The sequence below is a fragment of the Deinococcus alpinitundrae genome, assembly GCF_009982895.1.
GTDB lineage: Bacteria > Deinococcota > Deinococci > Deinococcales > Deinococcaceae > Deinococcus > Deinococcus alpinitundrae.
Map to the genome: position 1 here is coordinate 1 of NZ_WXZL01000035.1, position 21338 is coordinate 21338.

General features: G+C 58.8%; 23 protein-coding genes and 1 pseudogene. 15 read left to right on the plus strand and 9 right to left on the minus strand.

Annotated elements, in window-relative coordinates:
* Positions 1 to 904 precede the first annotated feature (904 nt).
* Positions 905 to 1339 (minus strand): ester cyclase, encoded by a 435-nt coding sequence (locus GUI70_RS19975; RefSeq protein ID WP_161884067.1) that lies wholly within the window; start codon positions 1337 to 1339, stop codon positions 905 to 907.
* A 126-nt stretch (positions 1340 to 1465) separates the two neighbouring features.
* Here GUI70_RS19975 and GUI70_RS19980 point away from each other — a divergent pair, with 126 nt between their 5' ends.
* Positions 1466 to 1678, plus strand: coding sequence for a hypothetical protein (locus GUI70_RS19980; protein WP_161884068.1), 213 nt, complete (start codon positions 1466 to 1468; stop codon positions 1676 to 1678).
* A gap of 1 nt (position 1679) precedes the next feature.
* On the opposite strand, the gene GUI70_RS19985 is transcribed toward GUI70_RS19980, so the two are convergent.
* Entirely contained in the window at positions 1680 to 1946 is a 267-nt protein-coding gene (locus tag GUI70_RS19985; RefSeq protein ID WP_161884069.1) for a hypothetical protein, read from the minus strand.
* 231 nt (positions 1947 to 2177) lie between these two features.
* On the opposite strand from GUI70_RS19985, the gene GUI70_RS19990 reads away from it, so the two are divergent.
* On the plus strand, positions 2178 to 3113 hold the full coding sequence (locus GUI70_RS19990) for an Ig-like domain-containing protein (RefSeq protein WP_161884070.1): 936 nt from the start codon (positions 2178 to 2180) through the stop codon (positions 3111 to 3113).
* Positions 3114 to 3208: 95 nt separating this feature from the next.
* On the opposite strand, the gene GUI70_RS19995 is transcribed toward GUI70_RS19990, so the two are convergent.
* Complete coding sequence (locus GUI70_RS19995; protein WP_161884071.1) at positions 3209 to 3613, minus strand: hypothetical protein; 405 nt, start codon at positions 3611 to 3613, stop codon at positions 3209 to 3211.
* Between the two features lie 81 nt (positions 3614 to 3694).
* Here GUI70_RS19995 and GUI70_RS20000 point away from each other — a divergent pair, with 81 nt between their 5' ends.
* Positions 3695 to 3964 (plus strand): tyrosine-type recombinase/integrase, encoded by a 270-nt coding sequence (locus GUI70_RS20000; RefSeq protein ID WP_272952910.1) that lies wholly within the window; start codon positions 3695 to 3697, stop codon positions 3962 to 3964.
* 246 nt (positions 3965 to 4210) lie between these two features.
* Here GUI70_RS20000 and GUI70_RS20005 read toward each other — a convergent pair whose 3' ends face one another.
* Positions 4211 to 4990 (minus strand): site-specific integrase, encoded by a 780-nt coding sequence (locus GUI70_RS20005; protein WP_161884073.1) that lies wholly within the window; start codon positions 4988 to 4990, stop codon positions 4211 to 4213.
* A 260-nt stretch (positions 4991 to 5250) separates the two neighbouring features.
* Here GUI70_RS20005 and GUI70_RS20010 point away from each other — a divergent pair, with 260 nt between their 5' ends.
* From GUI70_RS20010 to GUI70_RS20030, 5 genes are all read left to right on the plus strand, one after another.
* Positions 5251 to 5922 carry a DUF1990 family protein gene (locus GUI70_RS20010; protein WP_161884074.1) on the plus strand — a complete coding sequence of 224 codons (672 nt, stop codon included), beginning with the start codon at positions 5251 to 5253 and terminating at the stop codon, positions 5920 to 5922.
* 482 nt (positions 5923 to 6404) lie between these two features.
* On the plus strand, positions 6405 to 7094 hold the full coding sequence (locus tag GUI70_RS20015) for a TetR/AcrR family transcriptional regulator (RefSeq protein WP_161884075.1): 690 nt from the start codon (positions 6405 to 6407) through the stop codon (positions 7092 to 7094).
* 1 nt (position 7095) lies between these two features.
* A complete protein-coding gene (locus GUI70_RS20020; RefSeq protein ID WP_161884076.1) occupies positions 7096 to 7512 on the plus strand; it encodes a c-type cytochrome in 417 nt (138 codons plus the stop codon).
* Between the two features lie 99 nt (positions 7513 to 7611).
* Positions 7612 to 9189 (plus strand): pyrroloquinoline quinone-dependent dehydrogenase, encoded by a 1578-nt coding sequence (locus tag GUI70_RS20025; RefSeq protein WP_161884077.1) that lies wholly within the window; start codon positions 7612 to 7614, stop codon positions 9187 to 9189.
* A 5-nt stretch (positions 9190 to 9194) separates the two neighbouring features.
* On the plus strand, positions 9195 to 9905 hold the full coding sequence (locus tag GUI70_RS20030; protein ID WP_161884078.1) for a hypothetical protein: 711 nt from the start codon (positions 9195 to 9197) through the stop codon (positions 9903 to 9905).
* A gap of 320 nt (positions 9906 to 10225) precedes the next feature.
* Here the strand turns inward: GUI70_RS20030 and GUI70_RS20035 are convergent, their stop codons facing one another.
* The 3 genes from GUI70_RS20035 to GUI70_RS20045 form a co-directional block, all read right to left on the minus strand.
* On the minus strand, positions 10226 to 11773 hold the full coding sequence (locus tag GUI70_RS20035; protein WP_161884079.1) for a tetratricopeptide repeat-containing diguanylate cyclase: 1548 nt from the start codon (positions 11771 to 11773) through the stop codon (positions 10226 to 10228).
* 324 nt (positions 11774 to 12097) lie between these two features.
* A complete protein-coding gene (locus GUI70_RS20040; protein WP_161884080.1) occupies positions 12098 to 13165 on the minus strand; it encodes an EAL domain-containing protein in 1068 nt (355 codons plus the stop codon).
* A 90-nt stretch (positions 13166 to 13255) separates the two neighbouring features.
* The gene (locus tag GUI70_RS20045) at positions 13256 to 14506 is read right to left on the minus strand and encodes a BTAD domain-containing putative transcriptional regulator (RefSeq protein WP_202630531.1); all 1251 of its coding nucleotides are present in this window, start codon (positions 14504 to 14506) and stop codon (positions 13256 to 13258) included.
* Between GUI70_RS20045 and GUI70_RS24080 the strand changes: the two genes are divergently transcribed.
* From GUI70_RS24080 to GUI70_RS25280, 7 genes and pseudogenes are all read left to right on the plus strand, one after another.
* Positions 14434 to 15051, plus strand: a complete 618-nt coding sequence (locus tag GUI70_RS24080) for a transposase (RefSeq protein WP_272952912.1) — start codon at positions 14434 to 14436, stop codon at positions 15049 to 15051. The genes GUI70_RS20045 and GUI70_RS24080 overlap by 73 nt on opposite strands.
* Before the next feature lie 99 nt (positions 15052 to 15150).
* A complete protein-coding gene (locus GUI70_RS24085) occupies positions 15151 to 15594 on the plus strand; it encodes a hypothetical protein (RefSeq protein WP_202630533.1) in 444 nt (147 codons plus the stop codon).
* A gap of 267 nt (positions 15595 to 15861) precedes the next feature.
* Positions 15862 to 16770, plus strand: coding sequence for a transposase (locus tag GUI70_RS20055; protein ID WP_161884091.1), 909 nt, complete (start codon positions 15862 to 15864; stop codon positions 16768 to 16770).
* Between the two features lie 164 nt (positions 16771 to 16934).
* On the plus strand, positions 16935 to 17072 hold the full coding sequence (locus GUI70_RS20060; protein WP_161884082.1) for a hypothetical protein: 138 nt from the start codon (positions 16935 to 16937) through the stop codon (positions 17070 to 17072).
* Positions 17073 to 17412: 340 nt separating this feature from the next.
* Positions 17413 to 18366, plus strand: a pseudogene (locus tag GUI70_RS20065) (transposase).
* Between the two features lie 474 nt (positions 18367 to 18840).
* Complete coding sequence (locus tag GUI70_RS20070; protein ID WP_161884083.1) at positions 18841 to 19632, plus strand: NAD(P)-binding domain-containing protein; 792 nt, start codon at positions 18841 to 18843, stop codon at positions 19630 to 19632.
* A gap of 272 nt (positions 19633 to 19904) precedes the next feature.
* Positions 19905 to 20048 (plus strand): helix-turn-helix domain-containing protein, encoded by a 144-nt coding sequence (locus GUI70_RS25280; RefSeq protein WP_161884092.1) that lies wholly within the window; start codon positions 19905 to 19907, stop codon positions 20046 to 20048.
* A gap of 362 nt (positions 20049 to 20410) precedes the next feature.
* Here GUI70_RS25280 and GUI70_RS20080 read toward each other — a convergent pair whose 3' ends face one another.
* A complete protein-coding gene (locus GUI70_RS20080; protein ID WP_161884084.1) occupies positions 20411 to 20581 on the minus strand; it encodes a hypothetical protein in 171 nt (56 codons plus the stop codon).
* 231 nt (positions 20582 to 20812) lie between these two features.
* Complete coding sequence (locus tag GUI70_RS20085) at positions 20813 to 21325, minus strand: hypothetical protein (protein ID WP_161884085.1); 513 nt, start codon at positions 21323 to 21325, stop codon at positions 20813 to 20815.
* Positions 21326 to 21338 lie beyond the last annotated feature (13 nt).

Below are 21338 nucleotides of genomic sequence, written 5' to 3' on the forward strand. Positions count from 1 at the left end.
GAGCGCTTGAGAAACGCGCTGAGATGGAACCCAGACGACCTCAAGGTGCTCTTCAGCCTGCTGATTACACCTTTTTCAGCGCTGGGAGCGGCTTGAACTAAAGTTGTCGGGTACTGAGGCCTACCAAGACTTCGGTGCATGGTGCAGTGGCCTTGCCCATTCTAGTGAGACCGTTCGTGTTGGGGGCTGCTCAGCGCTGTTTGGGCTGGATGACGATCTCTAGGCCGAGGACGTCGAGGATGGCTGGCCAGTGGCTGAGGCACCTTGTCACTCGTGCCTAAGAGAAGTCGAGTGATACTCGGACGCTCAATATTCAAGCGAGCAGATAAAATTACACTAAATATTTATTGAATCCCTTGTGTGAGATAATAAAGAAAGAAAAATATGACAATCATAGATACATAAAACCATATTACAAAGCTATCCTTCGCGAAGCTTTCTAATCGATAAGATACATTTAAACTACGCTTCAAGTATCTCCAAGAGCAATAGAAAAGAGATGATAATATAACGGTGAAAGCAAGCATAGAGAGGACATTTCCAAGGGTATATCGTGGGAAAATAATATCTAGTCTAGGCATTATAAACTTGACCGATAGCCACATAATCATCACATTAGCAAGATAGGCAACTCCGAAATTCTCACTCATCATAAAAGACAGACCTCTACAAGGTGACGAGAAGATATGCTTGAACTACCGATCCGAAATTAGTTTTTTATCGAGTGCGACCCCCGCTGAGCGCGATCTAGTCAGGGAGTATGCTTACGGTCAGCTGGGCCTGACGGTCGGCGGGTGGGCGGCGTAGATCAACAAGAAAAACAGCCCCTGTTCAGATTCGACCGAACGGGGGCTGTTCGCGTTTGATCCATAGGCCTCAGATGGTCGAGACTGTTTGGCAATAATCAGCTTTGAGCCTGACCCATCGGAATCTCGACGCCTAGTTGCCTGAAGAGAAGCAGATTGTCCCACATGGCCCACGACTCGGCGATCTTGTCATCCTCGAAGCGGACGAAATAAGACATCACCACCTTGACTTCGTTCCCCGTCGGCTCAACGCCCATGTACGTCCCGGTGTGTTTGACATGGTGGGTAATCCGGTACGCCGCGTGATCGCCCTCGATGACCAAATGATCGATCCGCATGCGATGATCACTAAAGGCCTCAAGGAACCGTTGGGCCAGTTTGGCGTGACCATCATGCCCCTTGATGTCACCCATAGTCTGGGTGTGCGAGACCCGGTGAGCATGCGATGAATCCTGAAATGCGTCGGTATTCCCCTCGTGCCACACTGCCTCGTTTTCCCGGCGGATGATGTTGCGCATGTGCTGGTGATCCATAATGATCCTCCGACAGGCAGAAGCCAGACCGTCAGGAATACCCAAAATGGGCACGCAGTCAGTTGGCGTTATAGTGAGATTAGCACCATTGATTGACTAGGCGAGCCCTTCCCTTATCCTCGGCCCATGCCCCGCGCGCAGCTGATCGATGCGAAGACCGGCGAGCTCCTCGAAGACCTCGGGTGGTTCGGGACGGCCAGTCAAGCCCGCAGCGCCTGCGGCAGGCATGCCGACCGGCTGCTGTTCTGGGCGCGCAGTCCGGATGATCTGTGGGTCGCTGAGGAGGGAGACGAGGTCTACCAGGTCGAGGCAGATTTTCTGGAAGAGGCTACTTTCTGATTCAGGCTTGAATGATTGACTTTTCTGCGTTCTGGTTCTCGATCATGATGAACACAAGAGCACTGAGATTGAGAACAGCGATGAAGAGTGCTGTTTGCCAGTCGAGAATTTTCGAGACCATCAGGCCGACAGGGAACGCCAGGAAGATCGTCAGCACCCCCAGGTAAGGCAAGACGTAAGCCAGTGACCGGATGGCCGCCAAGAGGGCAGAAGAGGACCCTCGTGGAGAAACACGCGGCGCTGCCATCACGGAGAGGATTCTCTTCATGGGGACAGCATCGAAAACGACTGCTTCCGACGGATGAATCAACATTGAACAAAACTTAAAAATTAAGAGAACGGTCAAGCAGCCCTGCAACACATGAGAGACGCCCCCGCTCCCGGCACTCGGCCAGGGCGGGGGCTGCGACTTGCGGACGTGTGGAACCTTCGAATCTGGACGGTCATCAGCTTCTCTCAGCTTCTCCTCAGCTCACTCAAATTTACCTATACTCACCTTGTGAAGACCTTTATCCCGATTCTTGGCTTGAGCCTGCTTCTCGCTGCCTGCAGCACCCCCACCCCGCCGCCCACCACCGCCAGCATCAGCATCGATGGTCCAGCCACCCTCAAGATCGGTGAGGACAAGACCCTCACCGCCAGTGCGAAGAGCAACAGCGGAACCGTCCTCAGTGGCCATACCTTCACTTGGACGTCCAGTGCGCCGAGCATTGTGGCGGTCGACGCCTCCGGCCAGCTGACGGTCAAGCGCCTGAGCGCCTCACCGGTAACACTGACGGCCACTGACGGCGGCAAGTCTGGCACCCTCAGTGTGACAACCTACGGGCTGGAACTAACCATGGGCACGATCAACTATTTGCCGGGCACGACCGATGCGCGCATCGGCACTGCTGCGCTCGTGAAATTCAGGAGCCCAGGCAGCAGCATTCATGGAACGAACGCGGTCCAGCTCACTGGCCCGGCGGCACTGACCAGGTTCAAACTCAAAATCGGTCCTTTGGACACAAATGAGTACTCCACTTACAACTATGACGCTGACGTCAAACCGGTCAACGGTTCATATACCGCAACAGCAACAATCGATGGTGTCACGTACACATCGAGCGCCACCCTGAACAGCACTTCGGTGCTGGACGGTTTTCAGAATGGAAGTCTTCAATTTACGACCGCCAAGGACTTCAGGATCAGTGGGAAATTCGCCAGTGACGCGAAGTATTACCAGCTGGGCTTCTACACCGAGGCAGACCCAATTGAAGTTCGAATCAAGGAAGTTCTTCCGCTGCCCGCCGCCCTGACTTTAAGTATTGGCCTGCCGAAGGGGACGTATAGCCCTGGCATCACGAGTTACACGCTGCTCCCAAGTGACTTCAGCGCTCTGACCCCTGACATCTTCAATCTGTCGATCACGACCCTGCCGGATATCAACATCAACTAATCCTCACTCGGTGAGGCTTGTTTACAACAAAAAAAGCCCCCTGCACGATCGCCGAAGCGGGTGCAGGGGGCTTTTTTTGTTGCGGACTTGTGGCGTTACCGGACCCACCCACCGAATGTCACGGGCGGCGCAACACGGATCAGCGGCACGAACTCACCGCCAACACTGGCCGCCACCTCCACCACGCCATCCGGTGGCAGCGGCGCGCGGACCGTTGCCAAATCAGCGGAGATCACCACGCCCGCGCTGCCCGCCAGCGCGGGGCTGTAGCTGCCGTTGGCGAGCCGCAGCCGCACCACGGCCAGCGGCACGCCGGAGCGCAGGGTGATGAGCGCTGAAGTGCCGTCGAGCGCCACCGTGACCAGGGCTGAGTCGGTGATGGCCGGGGCCGCAGGGGCGGGTGCGGGCGTCGGCACCGGCAGGTGGGTGTGCGTCTGCTGAGGCGCGCAGGACGAGAGCAGCAAGGCCAAAACGATTGCGGCGAGGAAATAGTTTTTCATGGCAATCTCAAGTAAATCGGGCGCACGCCGCCACTGGCGCGGTAGAACGTCACCGACCCGGCATTGACTTGGCCCGGCTGGTTGTTTCCTTCGGAAGTCGGGACGATGTACGGCTATGACAATGCCCGCCGGGCCTGGCGTCAGGCCATCGCCCGTGCTGGCGTGCCAGTGATCCGGACCCACGATATGCGCGTGACGTTCATCAGCCTGGCACTCAAGCGCGGCGTGAAGCCGGAGGTGGTGGCCCGGATGGTGGGGCACTCCTCGCCGCTGATCACGTTGCGCATTTACCGCCAGGTGTTTGATGATGAGATTGAGGAAGCAGGGGAGATGGTGGCCAATCTTGTGTAGCGATTGTGTAGCGACATGGCCCTCCGAATAGCTTGAACAAGCTCTGGCGCAAGCAGGAAAAATGCGAAGAAATCAGGAAAGATCATCAGAGGTTAGTGGAATTTTTCGCTTTACACGCGACGGGTCGGGGGTTCGAATCCCTCACCGCCCACCACAAGAAAGCCCGCCCAGCGCGGGCTTTCTCATTTCTGCTGGATGCGAAAACAAGCTCAGAATGCTCGTTTGGCGTAACCCGTGCGTAACAGCTCATGTCAGTATGTCGCTCAGGTTCAGCGCCCAGGCTTCGCGCTCACCGACGTACACCGTCCGGTACTGGCGCAGTGTGAAGGCGACGGACGAGTGACCGAGCTGCTTGCTGACGACCTCTACTGGAATGCCTCGGCGTAGGCTCAGCGAGGCATGGGTGTGGCGCAAGCCGTGAATGGGCAGGGTCCGCACGCCTGCCACACCGCAGATGCGCAGCATGTCGCGCTTCATATTGTTCGGCAGCAAAGTGCCGCCGTAGATATGGGTGAATACCCGGCCCGAATCCCGCCGCTTGTCTTCGAGCATGTCCCGCTGCTCAGCCTGGCGCTCGCGGTGCGCGGTCAGGAGTTGCATGATGTCTGGCGAGAGATGCTTGGTGCACTTGCTGCCCGCTGTCTTGGGGGCCGAGACGATCACGCGCCCGCCATCGTCGACCACCGTTTCGGTGACGCTGAGGGTGCTGGCCTTCCAGTTGATGTCCTGCCACCGTAGGACGCAGAGTTCGCCGCGCCGCATTCCGGTGCTGAGCGCGAACACGAACCATTCGCCCCGGTGGTTTGTCTGGGCAGCGGCGAGAAACAATGCAGCTTCTTCTGGCGTAAAGGCGGCCAGTTCACTTTCCTCACGGCGCTTGGGCGGGTTGGGCCGGATCAATTCGGCGACATTGCGGGTGACGAGTTCCAATTGGAACGCCTCGCCAAGCGAGGTCAGCAGAGATTGGTGGCGCTGGCGCTGGCTGGACGCGCCGAGGTCGGAGGCGTTCAGGTGGTCGAAGAGCAAGCGGAGGTCGGCAGGGGAGAACTTTTGCAGCCACTTGTCACCGATCTTGGGAGTGATGTATCGCCGCAGGTGGCCGTCTTGAATCTGGTGTGTGTGGGCAGCGCGGGGGTTGATTCGTCACCAATAGATCACGCTCTTTAGAACTCGGCCAGAAGGCATTCATCGTCTCGAAATAACCTTGATGGCCCCACCAACTGAGTTGTTAGGATGGGACCGCATCGTCCGCCCCCACTCTACTGCGCCTGTCTGGAGGACCAGTCATGTCCCGTTTCCCCTTGCGCCTGTTGTTGTTGCCCGCCTTGGCCCTGGCTGCTCTCGGATTCAGGGAGCCGCCCGATCCGCTGCGTCCGTCAACCCCGGAAGACGGCGTGGGTCCACTCACCCGGCGCCGGTACTGGATCCAGATTGAGGACGCGGTCCGTTCCCCTGAGGAGGTTGCCGAGCATTGGCGCGAGCATCTTCCCGACCATGCACCCAAGTGGCTCTCCTGGTTCCGTGGTTTGGACCATCCCATACCCCCAGTGCAGCGCGGAGATCGTCTGTGGATTCGGATGCTCCTCATCCGCCGTGGACGTGTGGTCATCGAGCATGTGGACCTATTGGGGTTCCGTGTCCGCACACTACGGCTACACCCTGACGCAGGAACCTCCGACTTCCGGGTTTATCCGGGAGAGAAGCCTGGCCAGATGATTTTGCAGATCGAGTCTTTACTGCGGACCAATTCGCAGTTCGATCGTCTGGCATATATCTTCGGCGTCCACGCAGCCCAGCGGCGCAATTGGGAGCTGACCCTGCTCAGCGTAGCGAAGTACACGGGAGGAGAGATTATCAATCGGGGGCACGAATCTCTAGAGATGCCACAGCTCGCGCACTCCTTCTCAATGCCTGAGATACCCGTGGGGGTCAGCACAGAGACCGCCGAGCACGATTAGCTTCTTGGGCAGCATTTTGAAGATATGGCGCGTCAAGCGCGAGAAGCGCGGCCTAAGGAGCCAACACAATCTTAGGCCGGTAATCTCAGGCCCGCCCCTCGCAGCGCAGTCTGTACGCCGAACTCAGCATGCTGGAGACGCGCTGCATATGGTGACGAGTGCTGAGGTAGCGTTCAGGGCTGCTTTGGCCGGATGAAGGCCGATGAAGTTCAAGTGATCGGGAATGCCGTGGCGCGATTCTCTGTCGCTGCGTGCTCAGTACCTGACAACTTTGGCTGAGAGGGTGTTTTGGATATCAGAAAAGCTGTGTAGGAGGGGGACACAAATGCCTGCCCAGCAACAACACCTTTCGGAAGAAAATATCTCATCGCAGCGAAGTATGAAGATGCATTATGAAATGCAACAGATGTACTCGAATGTATCTTGAGAGTACATCTACTTCCGGCTAAGGTTGGAAGCGAACACAACCCGAAGGTTTGATTATGCATGTAGAGGAGCAATTGCATCCACAAACGCGGCGGCACCTTGCCAATACTGAACGTCTACGGGGTTCAGCTATCAAGGAGTTTGCCCTTCACGGCTTGGCAGGGGCCAAAGTCAGCAATATCGTAGCCAATGCTCAGTTAACCCAGCCTTCATTTTACAGGCTTTGGCCGAGCAAGGAAGCCGCTTATCAGGAAATCATTGATCACACTATCAAAGCCTGGCACACGGCAGCAGTTTTGGTCTTCGACGATGACGTCACCTGGACTTCCGAAAATCTCCTGGCGCGAATGGAAGGCGGCACCCTCAAGCTCTACGAAGCGCTCACCATCAATCTCGATCTGACCACATTGGTGATCCGGCACCAGCTGCATGACCCGGAGCAGCGGGAGACCTACGTCACCATTTACGACCAGGGATTTGGCAAGCTCCAGCGCAAAGGTGTCATCGGACAGGCGCTCACCTCGGAAATACTGGCCCAGACCTATCTGGCCTTGACGGAACGCTTCTTCTACGCCCGGCTATTCAACGGGCAGAACTCGCCCCTGGCGGCGGCCCGTGAAGTCGCTTTCCTGATGATCAGTGTTCTCAACAATGCTGGAGAAAACAGTACCGACCAGGCCAAGAAAAAACCCGCTCAATTCTCAAAAAACTCTACTCTTCCCCTGACACTTCCAAAGGAGATTTGAAATGAAAGTTCTTCCCAGCTTACTGACCGCCCTCTTGTTCAGCACCACCCTGATTGCCCATGCAGCGACGACTGCACCTGCGCCCGCTTCTTACCTCAAAGCGCCCTTCACCAAAGCGCAGGCCGCTGCTGGAGCGAAAACCTATAAAGCCAGTTGCGCGATGTGTCACGGCGACAAGCTCAACAATGGCGGCGCACCCAAATTGGCCGGTGACGCTTTCCTCAAGAAATGGGCCAGCAACACGCTGGACGACTTTCACTACATCATGTCCACCACCATGCCGCAGACAGCACCGGGGAGCCTCAAGCCCGAGCAGTACCTTGCTATCACCACCTACATTCTTCAGGTAAATGGAGTCAAGCCTGGGAAGACTGAATTCAAAGCCGCCGACCTGAAAAAGTACAACTTCAAAAAGTAAGACCATGTTCGAAAGGAGTCGAAACAGGAGGAAAACGCCTATGGCAAGCGCTCTATTTCATTCCCTTCGCCCCTTATTCTCGCTCAACCAGGAGATGTTATGAAAATTACCCAATTGGCTCTACTGACTGCCCTGATGTGCGGCTCCGCGTTGGCGGTTCAAGGCCCCAGCCAGACTGACCTCAACAACGCCGACAGTGCGACGGATTCATGGTTGATGTCCAACAAAGGCTACATGGGGCAGCGTTACTCGCCGCTGAGCCAGATCAACGCCAGCAATGTCGCCAACCTCAAGCGCGTCTGCACCTTCGACACCGGCGACGACGGCTCGTTCCAGGTGACGCCGCAGATTTACCGGGGAGTCGCCTTTGTCAGTGCTGGCAACCGCAGCTACGCCATTGACGCCACGACCTGCAAGGTGCTGTGGAAGAACGTCTACAAATCCACTGGCCCGGAAGTTCTCAACACCACACGCGGCTTTGCCATCGCCGACGGCGTGCTCTACCGGGGCACTGGCGACTCGCACCTGATCGCCATTGATGCTGGAACCGGCAAGACGCTGTGGGATAAGAAGGTCAACGACTCGTCGAGCGGCTACTTCACGAGTTCAGCCCCAGTCGCCTGGAACGGCATGATCTTCATCGGGGAGGCCGGGGCCGACTGGGGCGTCAAGGCCAAGATGTACGCTTACGACGCCAAAACTGGCACCCAGAAGTGGAACTTCGATATGATTCCCACCGGCGATCAGGCCGGGGCCGACAGCTGGGAGAAAGCTGATTCGACTGCCACAGGCGGCGGCAGCATGTGGACGAGCTACACCATGGACGTCGACAAGGGCCTGATCTACGTCTCAGTGGGCAACCCGGCCCCCGACTTCGCCTCGCAGTACCGCCCCGGAGCCAACCTCTACACCGATTCGGTGGTGGTGCTCGACGCTGCCACGGGCAAGCTCAGCCATTACTACCAGCAGATTCCTAACGACAACAAAGACTACGACACCGCCGCCGCGCCGGTGCTGTACGACATTGACGGCACCAAGCACATCGCTGTGGCGACCAAGGCTGGCTACCTGTTCGGCTACAACGAGTCTGATAAGACGCAGACCTTCAAAGTGGCCACCATCAAGGTGATGAATCAGGAAAAAAATCCGACCGCAGCGGGTCTGCCGATCTGCCCCAACTACTCGGCGGGAACACAGTGGTCGGGGCCGGCTTTCAAACCCGGTGCCAACATGCTGGTGGTCAACACGGTGGACTGGTGCGGCACTGTGAAACTCGGTGAAGTGCGCTTGATCAAGGGTCAGCTGTTCTTCGGTGGGGCCATGCAGCTCAACCCGGCCAGTGAGGCCATCGGCAACACCATCGGGTATGACGGAGCAACCGGCAAAGAGCTGTGGCGTTACAAGTCTCCCGGCGTCCGTATCGTGGGCGGCGTCACCACCACCGGCGGCAACCTGGTTTTCTCTGGCGACGCAGACGGCAATATGTACGCCCTGGACAGCTCCAACGGCAAGGTGCTGTTCAAGAGCAATATCGATAAGGCTCCTATCGGCGGCGGCGTGTCGACCTATACAGTCGGGGGCAAGCAGTATGTGGCTGTGGCCGCAGGCAATACTTCCAAGGGCCTGAACGGCGTGAAGAATGTGACCAGTCGCGTGGCCATCTTCACCCTGCCTTGAGCGTTGTGAGGACCGTCACGCTGCTAGGAAAGGCATTGCTGATCTGCACGGGTCTGCTGGTCAGCCCGGCGGCGGCCCTTTCCCCGGTGCTCACGCCAGCCCTGACTGCTCAGGCCACCAAGGAAGGCGACACCATGTCACGGAACACCGGGGTTTACACCTGGGGACCGTACCTGATCAAAACCTACACCGACGACATCGTCCTCAAGGTCAATTCGCCCGAGGTGGACGGCATCGCGCTGGGCACGCCGTACGAACGGCTGCGTTACGAGTCGTTCCTGGACACCTTTCAGGACATGCCGCTGACGCCTGACCAGTCGGCCCAGTTCGCTCAGAAGTGGAAGAACAAAATCAGTTTCCTGCTTTATACCCACAGTCCGGGTCCGGTCGCTCAGGAAGAAGAGCTGTGGCAACAGGCCTACAATCAGGGCAAGGCCACCGAAACGAAGGGACGCGAGCACAGCTACCTCGATCTGTATCAGCCAGCGACCCTCACCGTCGCGGGCAAAACCCTCACAGCCAAGCCGGAGATCGACGGGCCGTACGGCGATCAGTTCACCTTGCCCGCCGGTACGCCCCAGTTTCGCTACCTTGGTGTGGTGCACTACACCTTTGACCTGACGGGCTTGCCCACCAGCGGCAGCGTCACACTGAACTTCAAGGACAGTGGAGGCAAAACCTACACCCAGAAGGCCGATCTGAGCCAGTTGCGCTGAGGTGCTGACCAAGGCTGCCGGGGACCGTCACGTGGTTTCCGGCAGCTCCTTTATGTCGAGTGGCCCTGCGCGGCCACCGGGTCATCTGAGCAGATGCGCTTCCCTGGCCCAACCGTCAGCAGCGCGATCGGCGAAGCGCCGTACGGTCTCCCGGACTGCCCCACTCTGTGCCAGTTTGCGCAGCTGCATGTTCACGCTGTCGCTGCCGCGTATAGGCAGCAGGGTCCGGAGTTCAGCGCCCTGGGGATCAGAGCGGTCATGGGGCGAAGTCCAGGCCACCTCAATGGTGGTGCCTTGTACTGATCACGCTGTCCCGGAGATCAATCTTTCAGCTGGATGCGGTTTCGCCCGCTTTGCTTGGCGCGGTACAGCAGCCGGTCAGCCAGAGTGATGCCAGCTTCCAGACTGTCCTCAATCGCCGTGACGCCGACGCTGATCTGGACCTGGAGACCGGGGTGGAGCGCTTGCCAATCCTGCTCGACCAGGGCGCATTGGAAGGTCTGCATCGAATGGGCAAGCTCGGCAGGCCGACTGTGGGGACGCACCAGCACGAACTCATCACCACCCAACCGGACGAGCAGATCTTCCGGCAGGGCATGTTGCCGTAATAAGGCCGCAACTGTGCGGAGCACCTGGTCGCCACCTGGATGTCCAATGAGGTCGTTGATGCCCTTGAAGTGATCGATGTCCAGCATGGCCACGGCCAGTACGGTCTGCTCGCGGAGCCAGCGTTCTACACGCGTCAGGAAGGTGCGGCGGTTGGCAAGGCCGGTCAGGTCATCGGTGCTGCTCAGACGCTCTAATTTCTCGTGCAGGGCCTTGAGGAGTTCAACTTCCTGTTGGAGGGTGGCAGCAGCGCGCGTGGCTTGCCCGGCTTGCTGCTGGGCTTCGCGGTTGCGGTGCAGCACCTCGATGGTGAGTAACTTGGTCGCGGATTCGGTGGCGTGCTGCTCACGTTCATACGTCAGGAGCCGTTTCTGGGTCTGGTAGGCGGCGGCGTACTCGCCCTGGGCGGCCTCGACCCGCGCGCGAACTTCCAGATAATCGCCGTAGTTCTCGCGGCGTGTCGACCAGCCCTCGTCCATCTCCTGCGCAAGTTGCAGGGCGCGTGCCTGATTTCCAGCGGCCTCTTCGAGCATGAGCAGGGCAAACAGCAGGTCGCGGCAGTTCTCGGCGGGGAGATGAACGAGCTGACTGAGCGCGTCCTGAATCAGTGTGCGCGCCTGGTCGAAGCGGCGTTGTTGCTGGAGTCGCCTGGAGCGGTAGAACAGATATCCGGAGTAATACGGCCACGCCTCGGTCGCCAGCGCCAACTTGCCGCCTTCCTCAAGCAGGGCCTCGCTTCGGTCATTGTCGCCCAAAGTGTCGTAAATCATGCTCAGATTGATCAGGACCGCGCTCCGGTTGGCGTCGTGGGCCGGGCCTGCTTGGTGATACAGTTCCAGCGCTTGCTGGTAGTAATGCAGTCCTTGCTGAGGGTCGTAGGAGTTGAGGGTTGTGCCGAGGTCGCTGTACGCTCCAGCTTGGCCGTCAATATCGTGAATGGCCTGGGCCAGCGCGAGCTGCTCCTGAAAAAGTTCGAGCGCTGCCGGATGCTGTCCCAGATACAGATGGACCATCCCGAGACTGTTGAGGGTACGGACCAGCCACAGATCATCACCCTGCTGGCGCTGGGGCAGTTCGGCGCGCTTGGCGTACTCGAGCGCCTCGGCATAGCGTCCGTTTCGCCAGGCCAGGTGGGCCAGCACGCTTTGGGCGCGGTGGGTTTCAGCGGGATCGGTGAGGAAGCTGGAGGCCAGGTCGTGGGCCTGTGCAGGGTCTGACAGACGCAATGACCAGGCCTGTTCGACGGGCGAGAGCGCTGCCATAAGTTATCCTAGAGTGCCGAGCGCTTCCGACTCCAGTCCCGGGTGTTGGGAAGGCCCGAACGCTGGTTTTGCTAAGGAACCGGGGCTGTCTATGGGGGCAGGGGCGACGGTGGCGTCTGCTGCGACGCTAGATCGTTCCCAGAAGAAAGTTTCCCGCTCACGCCCCATCTTTCGGTCTCGAGCAGCTGTGTTCGGTCGGGTAGTTGCTTTGCAGCGGGGTGTCCATTTCTAAAGCCCAAAGAGCCGAAGGGCATTGAACAGCTATTGCACGGAATCAGTGAATGAAGCGCATAAGAGGATAGACCCCGGCGGTGCTCCAAGCGGCTAGGACAACTGCGTATCGGCATCGAGCAGCAGGGCTTTGAGCTGAGGCAGATCAACAGGACGGTTGAGGTAATATCCCTGCATCGTGTGAACGCCCAAAGTCCGGAGGGTGTCGTATTCGCTGGCCGTCTCCACACCTTCGGCGATGATGGACGTCTGAGTTTGTCTGGCGAATTCAATCAGTGCCGCTGCCAGGGCGCGTTTGATGGCGTTGGCGTCGATCCCGCTGGTCAAGCTGACATCCAATTTGATGCGTTCTGGCCGGATGTTGATGATGTGGTGCATGTTCGCGTATCCGGCACCGGCATCATCAATCGTGACTTGGACACCGTGAAGGCGCAGAGGTTCGAGGAAGTGCTGAAGGCAGGCATAGTTCTCGATATGTTCGTGCTCGGTGATTTCAAGGATGATGCGGCGAGGATTCACGACGGACAGCGCAGGCAGTAAACGCTCACTCATGATCGTGCGCGACGAGACGTTCACGGCAATGTCGAAGGTACCCGGCAAGGCACTCAGTTCATGCAGTGCCAGTTCAATGGCCCTCAATTCCAGTTCAATGCCCAGGCCGACCTCGCCCGCTTCGATGAACCAGACATCTGGCGTGCGGTACGGCAGAATCTGGAACCGGGTCAGACATTCAACGGCGGCAATCTGGCCCATGTCCACGTTGTAGATGGGTTGGTAGACGATCACCATCTGGCCAGATTCCAGGGCGGCGGAAACGCGACTGCGTTTTTCGGCAACCTGATGGTCCTGGTGCAGGTCAACTTCAATCAGGTGGGCGGCGACCGATGCGAAGGCTTCGAGGGTCTGCAGATCTCGCCTGGAAAGGAGCCGGTCTGTCCCCATGCTGAGACAGCGGAGGTTGCCGTACACCTGGCCGTCACGCAAGGTCACGGGCACCTGCCAGGGCTTCCCGAACGGCACGCCTTCAGCCGCATCGTCATCAGCTGCGGGCCAACGTTGGGGGCTGAGGGAAACAAATGCCACGTCCATCTTCAGATGATCTCGAGCCGCTTTGACGATGGCGTGCAGGCTCTCAGAGGCAGGTTCCGAGAGCAAAGTCATATCGGAAACGTCCAGGTGGGCAGCATAGGTGAAACGTACAGCACCGGCACTTATTGACCACTTAAAGCGGACGCTACTGCCTTCAGATCCTCAATTCAGCTGATGAATCCTGGTGTTCAGCCGTCCCATCCAATCGGGCGTCTGGTTGAGCACGAGTGCGGCGCGCCCCCCGGCTTCCAACAAAGTTCGTTGTGCGGCCACCGAGCCGTCAATATGCAGGGTTGCTTCCACCAGATATTCCACCAGCGATTCGTCACACGGGAAAACCTCAACCAGCCGCCGCGAGAGCGACTTGCACTTGTCGTACCTTCCCTCGCGGCTCCAGCGGGCCATCAGCCCCAGGGCCGTGCTGATCATCGACCATTCCACCGAATCTCCCTCCTCACGCGCCCACTGTGCCTCAACCTGCGGCAAGAATGGCCCGGTATACAGTTCGAGGGCGCGTAATTGCAGATTCTCGTCATCCGCACTTAGCAGCCGCTTAATATCCCCGATGTCTGAACTCAGCACGGAACCTTCGCAAAGCAAGGTATACGTCGCCAGTTTTTTATCGAAGGCCAATCGCAGGGCCGGGGCCGCCGATTTGAGCAGGTGGTTGGCCTGATGAAAATAATTGACGGCTTTGCGGGGGTCATCATCAGGCCACAAGTTCAGCACGATGGTGTCACGGCTGACCGGGCCGCGCAGCAGCAGGAAGGTGAGCAGTTCCAGCATGCGCTTGAGCCGCAGCTGCACTTCCTGACCATCGGCGAGCAGATGGGCGCGTCCAAAAGTCACCAAACGCAGGTGGAGCGGTTCGCTGATTCCCATGTCCCGGCGATCACCGAGTAGGGTTTGGATGGGCGGCTCAGTGGGGTGCAGGGCCATGAACTGAACCAGACTGGGCAACAGGCGCAATTCGGACAGCAGGGAAGCACCGCTGCCCAAACGGTGACGGTGATTGACGGCGCGGCGCAGCGCAGTGAGCGCTTCAGCGGGCCGCGCTGGAAGGGCACAGGCGGCCAGATGCAACTCAGCCCAGGCCATTTCACGCGGCAGATCCAGCTTCGTGAACGCGTCGCGCGCGGCTTCAAGTTGCGGTTGGGCCGCCTGTCCCTGCGCGGCGGCCCAACCGCCGGAGCGAAGCGCGAACAGGGCCTGCTCCCAGACATTGCCGCTCAGGTGCTCGGCCCGCAGCAGGTGGGCGCGTGCAGCGTCATACTCTGCCTGGACCGTCAACACGCTGGCCAGGCCCAGTTCAGCCAGATATTCGGTGCCGGTCTCGCCGGATGTCCGCGCCTGTTCCCGTGCATACCCAGCACGGTGGCCACTCTCAGGCGTGCGTCTTGGGCAGAACGGCACCCGTATGGGGGCTGCCCGCTCTGAAGGGTGCGACTGTCGATAGATGTGGCGCGAAGATCAGCGCCAAAGGCATTGACCGAGATCCAGTCCGGTCCAGCCACGGGCACTTCGTCAAAGCCAGTGGGCTCCGCTGGCTGAGCCTGATGCTGCTGACCCCCATCCCCTGGGCGAATCGTGTCTGGGCGTGTCCGTTCCTGACGGCACTCGTGCCGTCACAGCGATACGACGAAATCCGTGGTCATCGGCACAAGACCCTGACGAATTGGGCGCGGCAGATGCTGCGCGTCGTGCAGCGCTGGTCTCTAGGATGGCAACTGATTGTGGTGGCGGACGGCGCGTACGCAGTCATTCAGTGGCTCTCCGACCTCCAGCAGGGCCAGCGGATTACCGTCATCACCCGGCTTCGCCTGGATGCTGTGCTCTACAATCTAGCACCAGAACGAGTGGCCGGCCAGATGGGCCGGCCCCGGCTGAAAGGCGAGTATCTCCCGACCCTAGCCGCCTTGGTCCACGATCCGCAGACGCGCTGGGAGCGCGTCCGCTGACATTGCTGGTAGGGGGAGACCAACCGGGAGCTGGAGATCGTTTCTCAGACCGCGATCTGGTATCACAACGGCCTCCCGCCTCTCCCGATTCGATGGGTTTTGGTCGGTGATCCCAAGGGCAAGTTCTTCACCCAAGCCCTGCTGTGTACGGACCTCCTGCTGACCGCGATGCAGATCCTTGAGTCCTTCGTGCAGCGCTGGCAGCTCGAAGTGACCTTTGAAGAGGTCCGAGCACACCTGGGCGTAGGAGCCCAGCGGCAGTGGACCGATCTGGCCATTGCGAGAACAACCCCAGCAACGCTGGGGCTGTTCTCCCTCGTCACCCTGATGGCCCATGAGCGCTGGCAGCATCATGACGTTTGGGTTCGTCGTGCTGCTTGGTACGGCAAGAGCCTGCCAACCTTTGTCGATGCGCTCGCCGAAGGTCGACGAGCCTTGTGGAAGGTGCCGACTTTTCGCATGTCTGCGCCAGGACGCGAGATGGTTCAAGTCCCACTTGAGTTTATCGAGCGCCTCGCAGATGCACTTTGCTATGCCGCCTGACGCTCAGTACCTGACAACTTTGGTTTGAGGCTGTCCTAGACAGGGAAAACCGTCAATTCCCTCCTGTCCCTCGACAAGGACAGCAAAATGCGGTGAGTTCAAGGAATGACCTCCTCACCTCCCACTTGCCCCCAGCGTACCGAACTGACCGAACACTTCAAAGCTTGCGTTCCATTCCTGCGAATCGACACGCTTCAGCGTGTCGACGACCTGGTCCTTGCGACGATCACGTCCCAGAGCGTCAACCACAGCGACCTGGCCCCGCAGATGCCTGGCAGCAGCTCACTTGAAGCCAAGAAACGGCGCGTGGGACGCGCGATTCACGATGAACAACGGACCATGCAGGTTTTCCTGGCGCTGCTGCTCGTCCACCTTCCAGCTGGGAAGGTGTTGATGAGCTTGGACCGGATGACCTGGGAACACGGAGAAGCGCCCCTGAATCTTTTGGTGCTGGGGGCTGTCGTGCACGGCTCCACTCTCCCGCTGGGGTGGATCGCTTTGGACCCTACCGGCAACAGCCATACCGGAGCGCGGATGTGGCTGGTCCTCAAGCTTCTACAGGCCCTTCCAGCGCGTCGCTGGAGGGGCCTGGTCGCCGACCGAGCGTTCATTGGTCGTGAGTGGTTCCATTTCCTTCGGCGTCAGGGGATCCGTCGAGCGATCCGGATTCGTCAGGACACGATCTTGGATGAGCTTCGCGCAGATGAATGGTTCGATGATGTCCAGCACGGGGAATTCCGCGTCATTGCAGAGAAGGCCCAGGTCTTCGGGGAATGGATGCGCGTGGTGGCCACAAGATCCCCCTCGGGGGATCTCGTCATCATCGCCACGGATTTCGGTCTCCAGGAAACGTGGATGCTGTACAAACTTCGCTGGTCCATCGAATGCACGTTTGGCAGCCTCAAGTCTCGAGGCTTCGACCTGGAGCCGACCGGCCTCACCCAGCCCAAACGGCTTTTTGGTGTGGCGATCCTCGCCTGGGTCAGCCTCCTACGGGTCGGCATTTGGCTGCACGAAGTCAAGTCCATCAAGGTCTTGGCCCATGGCCTTGCGGCCATGGGCTTGGTGCGATACCGTGCGGAGTGCCTCAGAAACGCGCTGAGATGGGACCCAGCCAACTTGGCGGCGCTCTTCACCCTGCTGACCACTCCTTTTTCAGCACTGGGAGCGGTCTAAAGTGAAGTTGTCAGGTACTGAGCGCCTGACGCTATCTGATGGCCAAAGTCGAGCTAAGCGGACAGAGAACATTGCGCTGAAATAAGTTGGTGGCCCTGAAGTGCTAAGTGCCGATTAAGTGGTGCTCCTCTAGGTTTATTTTACGCTCGAGGAGGAGCTTGCCCATGACCCACTTCATCATCAAGACGCTGACGCTGATTACCGTCCTGGCCATCTCTACCCCTGCCTCCGCTGACAACGGCCCTATCGGCGGCGGTCCCTGGAAGCCCACTCCTACAGCTGTGGGTACTCCGCTTCTTTGATGGTGCTGACGGTTTGCTGCCGTCATCAATAAGCGCGCATAATTGTCCACTTCTGAACCGGGTGCAGGGGCTGGAAGTGGCCTTACGCTTCCAGGTCTTGAATGGTGATGTCTACAGCCTCTCATTAGCTGACAACTTGGTTTTAAGGCTGTCCTAGACGAGAAAATCGTCGATATCCCTGTTGTCCCTCGACAAGGACGGCAAAAGGCGGTGTGTTGAATGTGTTACCGCTTCAACGCCCACCTGCCCTCAGGGTACTGAACTGACCCAGCACTTCAAAGCCTGCGTGCCCTTCCTGCGAATGGATATCCTTCAACGGGTAGTCGACCTCGTTTTGGCGATGATCACCCCTCAAAGCGTCAATCACCGGGATCTAGCCGTACAGATGCCCGGCAGCAGCTCACCGGAAGCCAAGAGACGGCGCGTTCAACGCGCCGTGCACGATGAGCAACTGACCATGTAGGTCTTCCTGGCACTTCTCCTCGTCCACTTCCCGCCCGGAAAGGTGTTGATGAGCCTGGACCGGACGACCTGAGAGTACGGGGAAGCGCCGCTGAATCTGTTGGTCCTTGGGGCCGTTATGCACGGCGACACGATTTCACTGGTCTGGATCGCCCTGGACCACATTGGCAATAGCGACACAAGAGTGCGCTTGTGGCTGGTCCTCAAGCTCTTGCAAGCCCTTCCAGCGACGCGCTGGAAGGGCTTGGTGGTCGATCGGGAATTCATAGGAGCCGAGTGATTCCGCTTCCTCCGGCGTCAAGGAATTAGGAGAGCGGTGCGTATCCGCAAGGACACCATCCTCGACGAACTTCGGGCAGACGAGTGGTTCGATGATCTGCAGCCAGGCCAGTTCCGGATGATCGCAGAGAAGACCTGCGTGTTTGGCGAATGGATGCGCGTGGTGGCTACGAGATCCCCAGCCGGGGATCTCGTGATCATCGCAACGGATTTCGGCGTCTGGAAGCTCTACAAACTTCGCTGGTTGGTGGAATGTACCTTTGGCAGTCTCAAGTCTCGGGGGTTCGATCTGGAGCGCACCAGCGTCACCCAACCCAAACGATTGGAGCGGCTGTTCGGTCTGGTGACCCTGGCGTGGCTAAGCTGCTTGCGGATCAGCGTGTGGAGGAACGAAACCAACCTCATTCGGGTTCTGACCCATGGCCGTAAGGCCATGAGCCTGATCCGTTACGGCGCTGAGTGGCTGAGAAATGCCCTGAGATGGCATTCAGACGGATTCGCCGAGCTTCTCAAAATACTGATTACCCCTTTTTCAGCGCCAGGAGTGGCTTAAAGTGAAGTTGTCCCCTACCAAGCTACAGCCTGATTATTTCGGAGCTTCGTGTGCTTAAGATGGTCGTGACCGTGTGTGCCCACGTCCATGCGTTTGCGTCGGGTGTTGGGTTCGCTGATCCCCAGCGCCGTCTCGAGTCCCCTGCTCTGGCTGCTGCCGGAAGCGGGGGCTTTTTGCGTTCCAGGTCAGTTTGCATATCTGTCTGCTCAGCCAACCTGGCATGGTTTAATACGGATTCCGGTCAATCGGTTATGAAATCACTGTTGACCCGATCAGAGAGAAGGAACAAACCGTTTACAGGCGAGGAGTTCTAAAAATGGTGTGCTGGAAATTTTATGACGGATTGGACGGAATCCGTATAAGATGACCCCGTATGCAGCCAGGGTTAACTCGATCCGCCGAATGGTTGAGGGCTAAGCACTTGAGCCTCCAACGGCACTGTCGTGAGGCCTTCTACTTCTGGAAACCGGGATCATGACCGTCTACGGAATCATTGGCGTCGGCGCTATCTCTGCGGCGATTGTTCGGGGCCTTTGCCGGGCAGGTCAGTCTGGTCCACCCCCGGATGTGCTTCTCTCGCCGCGTAACGCGCGACTTGCGGCTGAGCTAACTGGGCAGTTCCCTACCGTTCAGGTGGCCGTGAGCAACCAGCAGGTCGTGGACGGCGCATCTGTGCTGCTGCTTTGCCTGCGCCCACAGGATGCCGCGAGTGCGCTCAGTGCCCTGACCTTCCGGCCAGGTCTGGAAATCATCAGTGTAATGGCGGGGATAACTGTTCATAGGCTCACGCAGATCATTACGCCGGTCACCGACCTGGCCCGCAGCATCCCACTCCCGGATGTGGCGTTGGGTCAGGGCGTCACCCCATTGTTCCCACCTTCTCCTGCGGCCAGTGCGCTGTTCAGTCGGCTGGGTACGGTGATTGAGGTACAGGACGAGCGGACCTTCGAGGCCCTGTCGGCGTCCACGGCGACGGTGGCGGCCCTGCTGAACTATCTGGGAACCGTCGCAGCATGGCTGACTGGAGCGGGAGTCCCTGCACCTTTGGCCTCGCGCTACGTAGCGGCGGTCTTCTCTGGGGTCCTGAATCCACTCCAGACAGCGGCCGAGGTGGACTTCGGCAAACTTGCCCACAACCACCAGACGCCAGGTGGACTAAACGAGCAATTCTTGGGCGTGCTGAAGCAGGCCGGGACATTCAGAGCGGTGGAGCGTGGACTGGACCAAGTCCTGGAGCGGCTCGACTCCCGGCAGAGCCAGGGGTAAGCAACGTCATCCAGAACTTAGCAATCGCTTGAGCGGTGTCCACTCGCCCAGGTGATCTCCCGGTCTGTTGCCTTCCATGACCTGGCCGATCTCGGCGCGCAGCTCCTCGGTCTGTTTTTCTCCGGCTTCCAGTACCCGAAGTGAATCTTGCCCTGACGCGCTGCCGCCTCTCGAAATCCGGGGGCTCGCCTACCGCCCAGATAGCTATTGATCTCAGCTGAAGTTGGAGATCGTAGGTTGGAGAGATGACCGACCGTTGGCTACCCTCATAGCTGACTCGAACTCGACTCGAAGAACGTCGGCTGCACTTCCTCGAACTCCTCGAGACTCAAGCGCACAGTACCCAGGAACTCAGCGAGTTCCTGGGCGTCAAGGCGAGTACCATCAGCACGTGGAGACATCGCCTGCGGCACTAGGGTTCAGACGCGCTGCAGGCACGGTGACCACGGGAAGAGCGCCAGCGCTCTGCAGGGAACAGCGGGAGACGCTCAAGCGTCTCCTGTGCGAAGACGCGCAGATCCACGGCTTTCCTGACGCCAGTTGGAGCACCTTGCGGGTCAGAGACGTCATTGGTCGTCACTTCGATCTCTAGCCCTGCTTACCTCCTGCACAGCTCTCTTCCATCTTGAACTTCAGCCGGGATCAATAAGTCTCTCTCGCAGAAATACGGCCATTCTCTCGCCGTCACCACTCTCGAATATGGGTGGTGGCTTTGTTCTTCTAAATGTCGTAGCCGGACGCCGTTTCTCGCCTGTGCGACCTGCCCACCGCCTCTACCTCAGCGGCCCAGCAAATACATCAGCAGCAAAAGCCAGCCCATGCAGCCCAGCAGTAGCCAGGTCGGGATCAGGTACGGTCTGGAGCGGTAGCCCTCCTGGGCGTGCTGGCAAGCACCCAAAGTGCAGCCCACCGAAAGCAGGACGAGACCGATGCTGCCCAGAACGTCCACACTTCAAAGTATTTGCTGACGAGTTTGAGAAGCCTGCCCCCAGCCTCATAAGGCGTCTTAACACGGCGGGGGGAGGTGGTGGGGCTATCTTGGCACGCTTCAGCGGGGAGGGCATTAGCGCACTGCCCGGCAAAAATACTGCTGCAGTTGCCGTTCCGCTCAAGGGTGTGAAACCTCGGTAGCTGTCTATATCGGGTGGTGCTAAAGAAGTGAGCTTTCAAGCTGCAAGTCCTACTTCGTGCCCTGGAGTTGAATGGCGTCGATTTCCTCATAAGCACTCATGTTGTGGTTGGGGTCAATGACCACCTTGACCGCTTTGACCAGATACGTCGTCTTGGGAAAGGTAGCGATGAAATTTACGGTGTAGTTCGGCTGGGTCTTGTCCTGTCCGGCCCAGACCTGATGAATGCCGCCCTGGGTGTCGATGGCAAAAATCCTGGTGACGAAGCCGTTGCCGAAGGTCTCGCGCACCAGCACGGCGTCGGCATAGACTGGCTCCTTGAAGCTGACGGTGATCGACTGCGCCACGCCGTTCTGGCTGGCTGAGGCCCAGGCCAGACTGTTGTCGCCGTAGGTCATGGTGTTGGGTTCGCCGAGCGCTTGCTTGGCTGCCCAACCGTCGGCGCTGTATTCCGAACTGCGGGTCACGACGGCGCTGGCCCACTGCTTGAGTGGGGTGCCCTGGGCGAGGGCGGTGCTGGTGAGCAGTGGGCTGAGCAGCAGAGGCAGCAGGAAACGGTTCATGTCTCTCCTTGGA

What these genes read in the sequence shown, in the direction of transcription:
- GUI70_RS20025 (WP_161884077.1), top strand. Translation starts at nt 7,612, where the DNA reads ATGAAAATTACCCAATTGGCTCTACTGACTGCCCTGATGTGCGGCTCC.
- GUI70_RS20085 (WP_161884085.1), bottom strand. Translation starts at nt 21,325, where the DNA reads ATGAACCGTTTCCTGCTGCCTCTGCTGCTCAGCCCACTGCTCACCAGC.
- GUI70_RS19980 (WP_161884068.1), top strand. Translation starts at nt 1,466, where the DNA reads ATGCCCCGCGCGCAGCTGATCGATGCGAAGACCGGCGAGCTCCTCGAA.
- GUI70_RS20070 (WP_161884083.1), top strand. Translation starts at nt 18,841, where the DNA reads ATGACCGTCTACGGAATCATTGGCGTCGGCGCTATCTCTGCGGCGATT.
- GUI70_RS20060 (WP_161884082.1), top strand. Translation starts at nt 16,935, where the DNA reads ATGACCCACTTCATCATCAAGACGCTGACGCTGATTACCGTCCTGGCC.
- GUI70_RS20015 (WP_161884075.1), top strand. Translation starts at nt 6,405, where the DNA reads ATGCATGTAGAGGAGCAATTGCATCCACAAACGCGGCGGCACCTTGCC.
- GUI70_RS19985 (WP_161884069.1), bottom strand. Translation starts at nt 1,946, where the DNA reads ATGAAGAGAATCCTCTCCGTGATGGCAGCGCCGCGTGTTTCTCCACGA.
- GUI70_RS19995 (WP_161884071.1), bottom strand. Translation starts at nt 3,613, where the DNA reads ATGAAAAACTATTTCCTCGCCGCAATCGTTTTGGCCTTGCTGCTCTCG.
- GUI70_RS20035 (WP_161884079.1), bottom strand. Translation starts at nt 11,773, where the DNA reads ATGGCAGCGCTCTCGCCCGTCGAACAGGCCTGGTCATTGCGTCTGTCA.
- GUI70_RS19975 (WP_161884067.1), bottom strand. Translation starts at nt 1,339, where the DNA reads ATGGATCACCAGCACATGCGCAACATCATCCGCCGGGAAAACGAGGCA.
- GUI70_RS20055 (WP_161884091.1), top strand. Translation starts at nt 15,862, where the DNA reads ATGCCTGGCAGCAGCTCACTTGAAGCCAAGAAACGGCGCGTGGGACGC.
- GUI70_RS24080 (WP_272952912.1), top strand. Translation starts at nt 14,434, where the DNA reads ATGTCCGCGCCTGTTCCCGTGCATACCCAGCACGGTGGCCACTCTCAG.
- GUI70_RS20040 (WP_161884080.1), bottom strand. Translation starts at nt 13,165, where the DNA reads ATGACTTTGCTCTCGGAACCTGCCTCTGAGAGCCTGCACGCCATCGTC.
- GUI70_RS20010 (WP_161884074.1), top strand. Translation starts at nt 5,251, where the DNA reads ATGTCCCGTTTCCCCTTGCGCCTGTTGTTGTTGCCCGCCTTGGCCCTG.
- GUI70_RS20020 (WP_161884076.1), top strand. Translation starts at nt 7,096, where the DNA reads ATGAAAGTTCTTCCCAGCTTACTGACCGCCCTCTTGTTCAGCACCACC.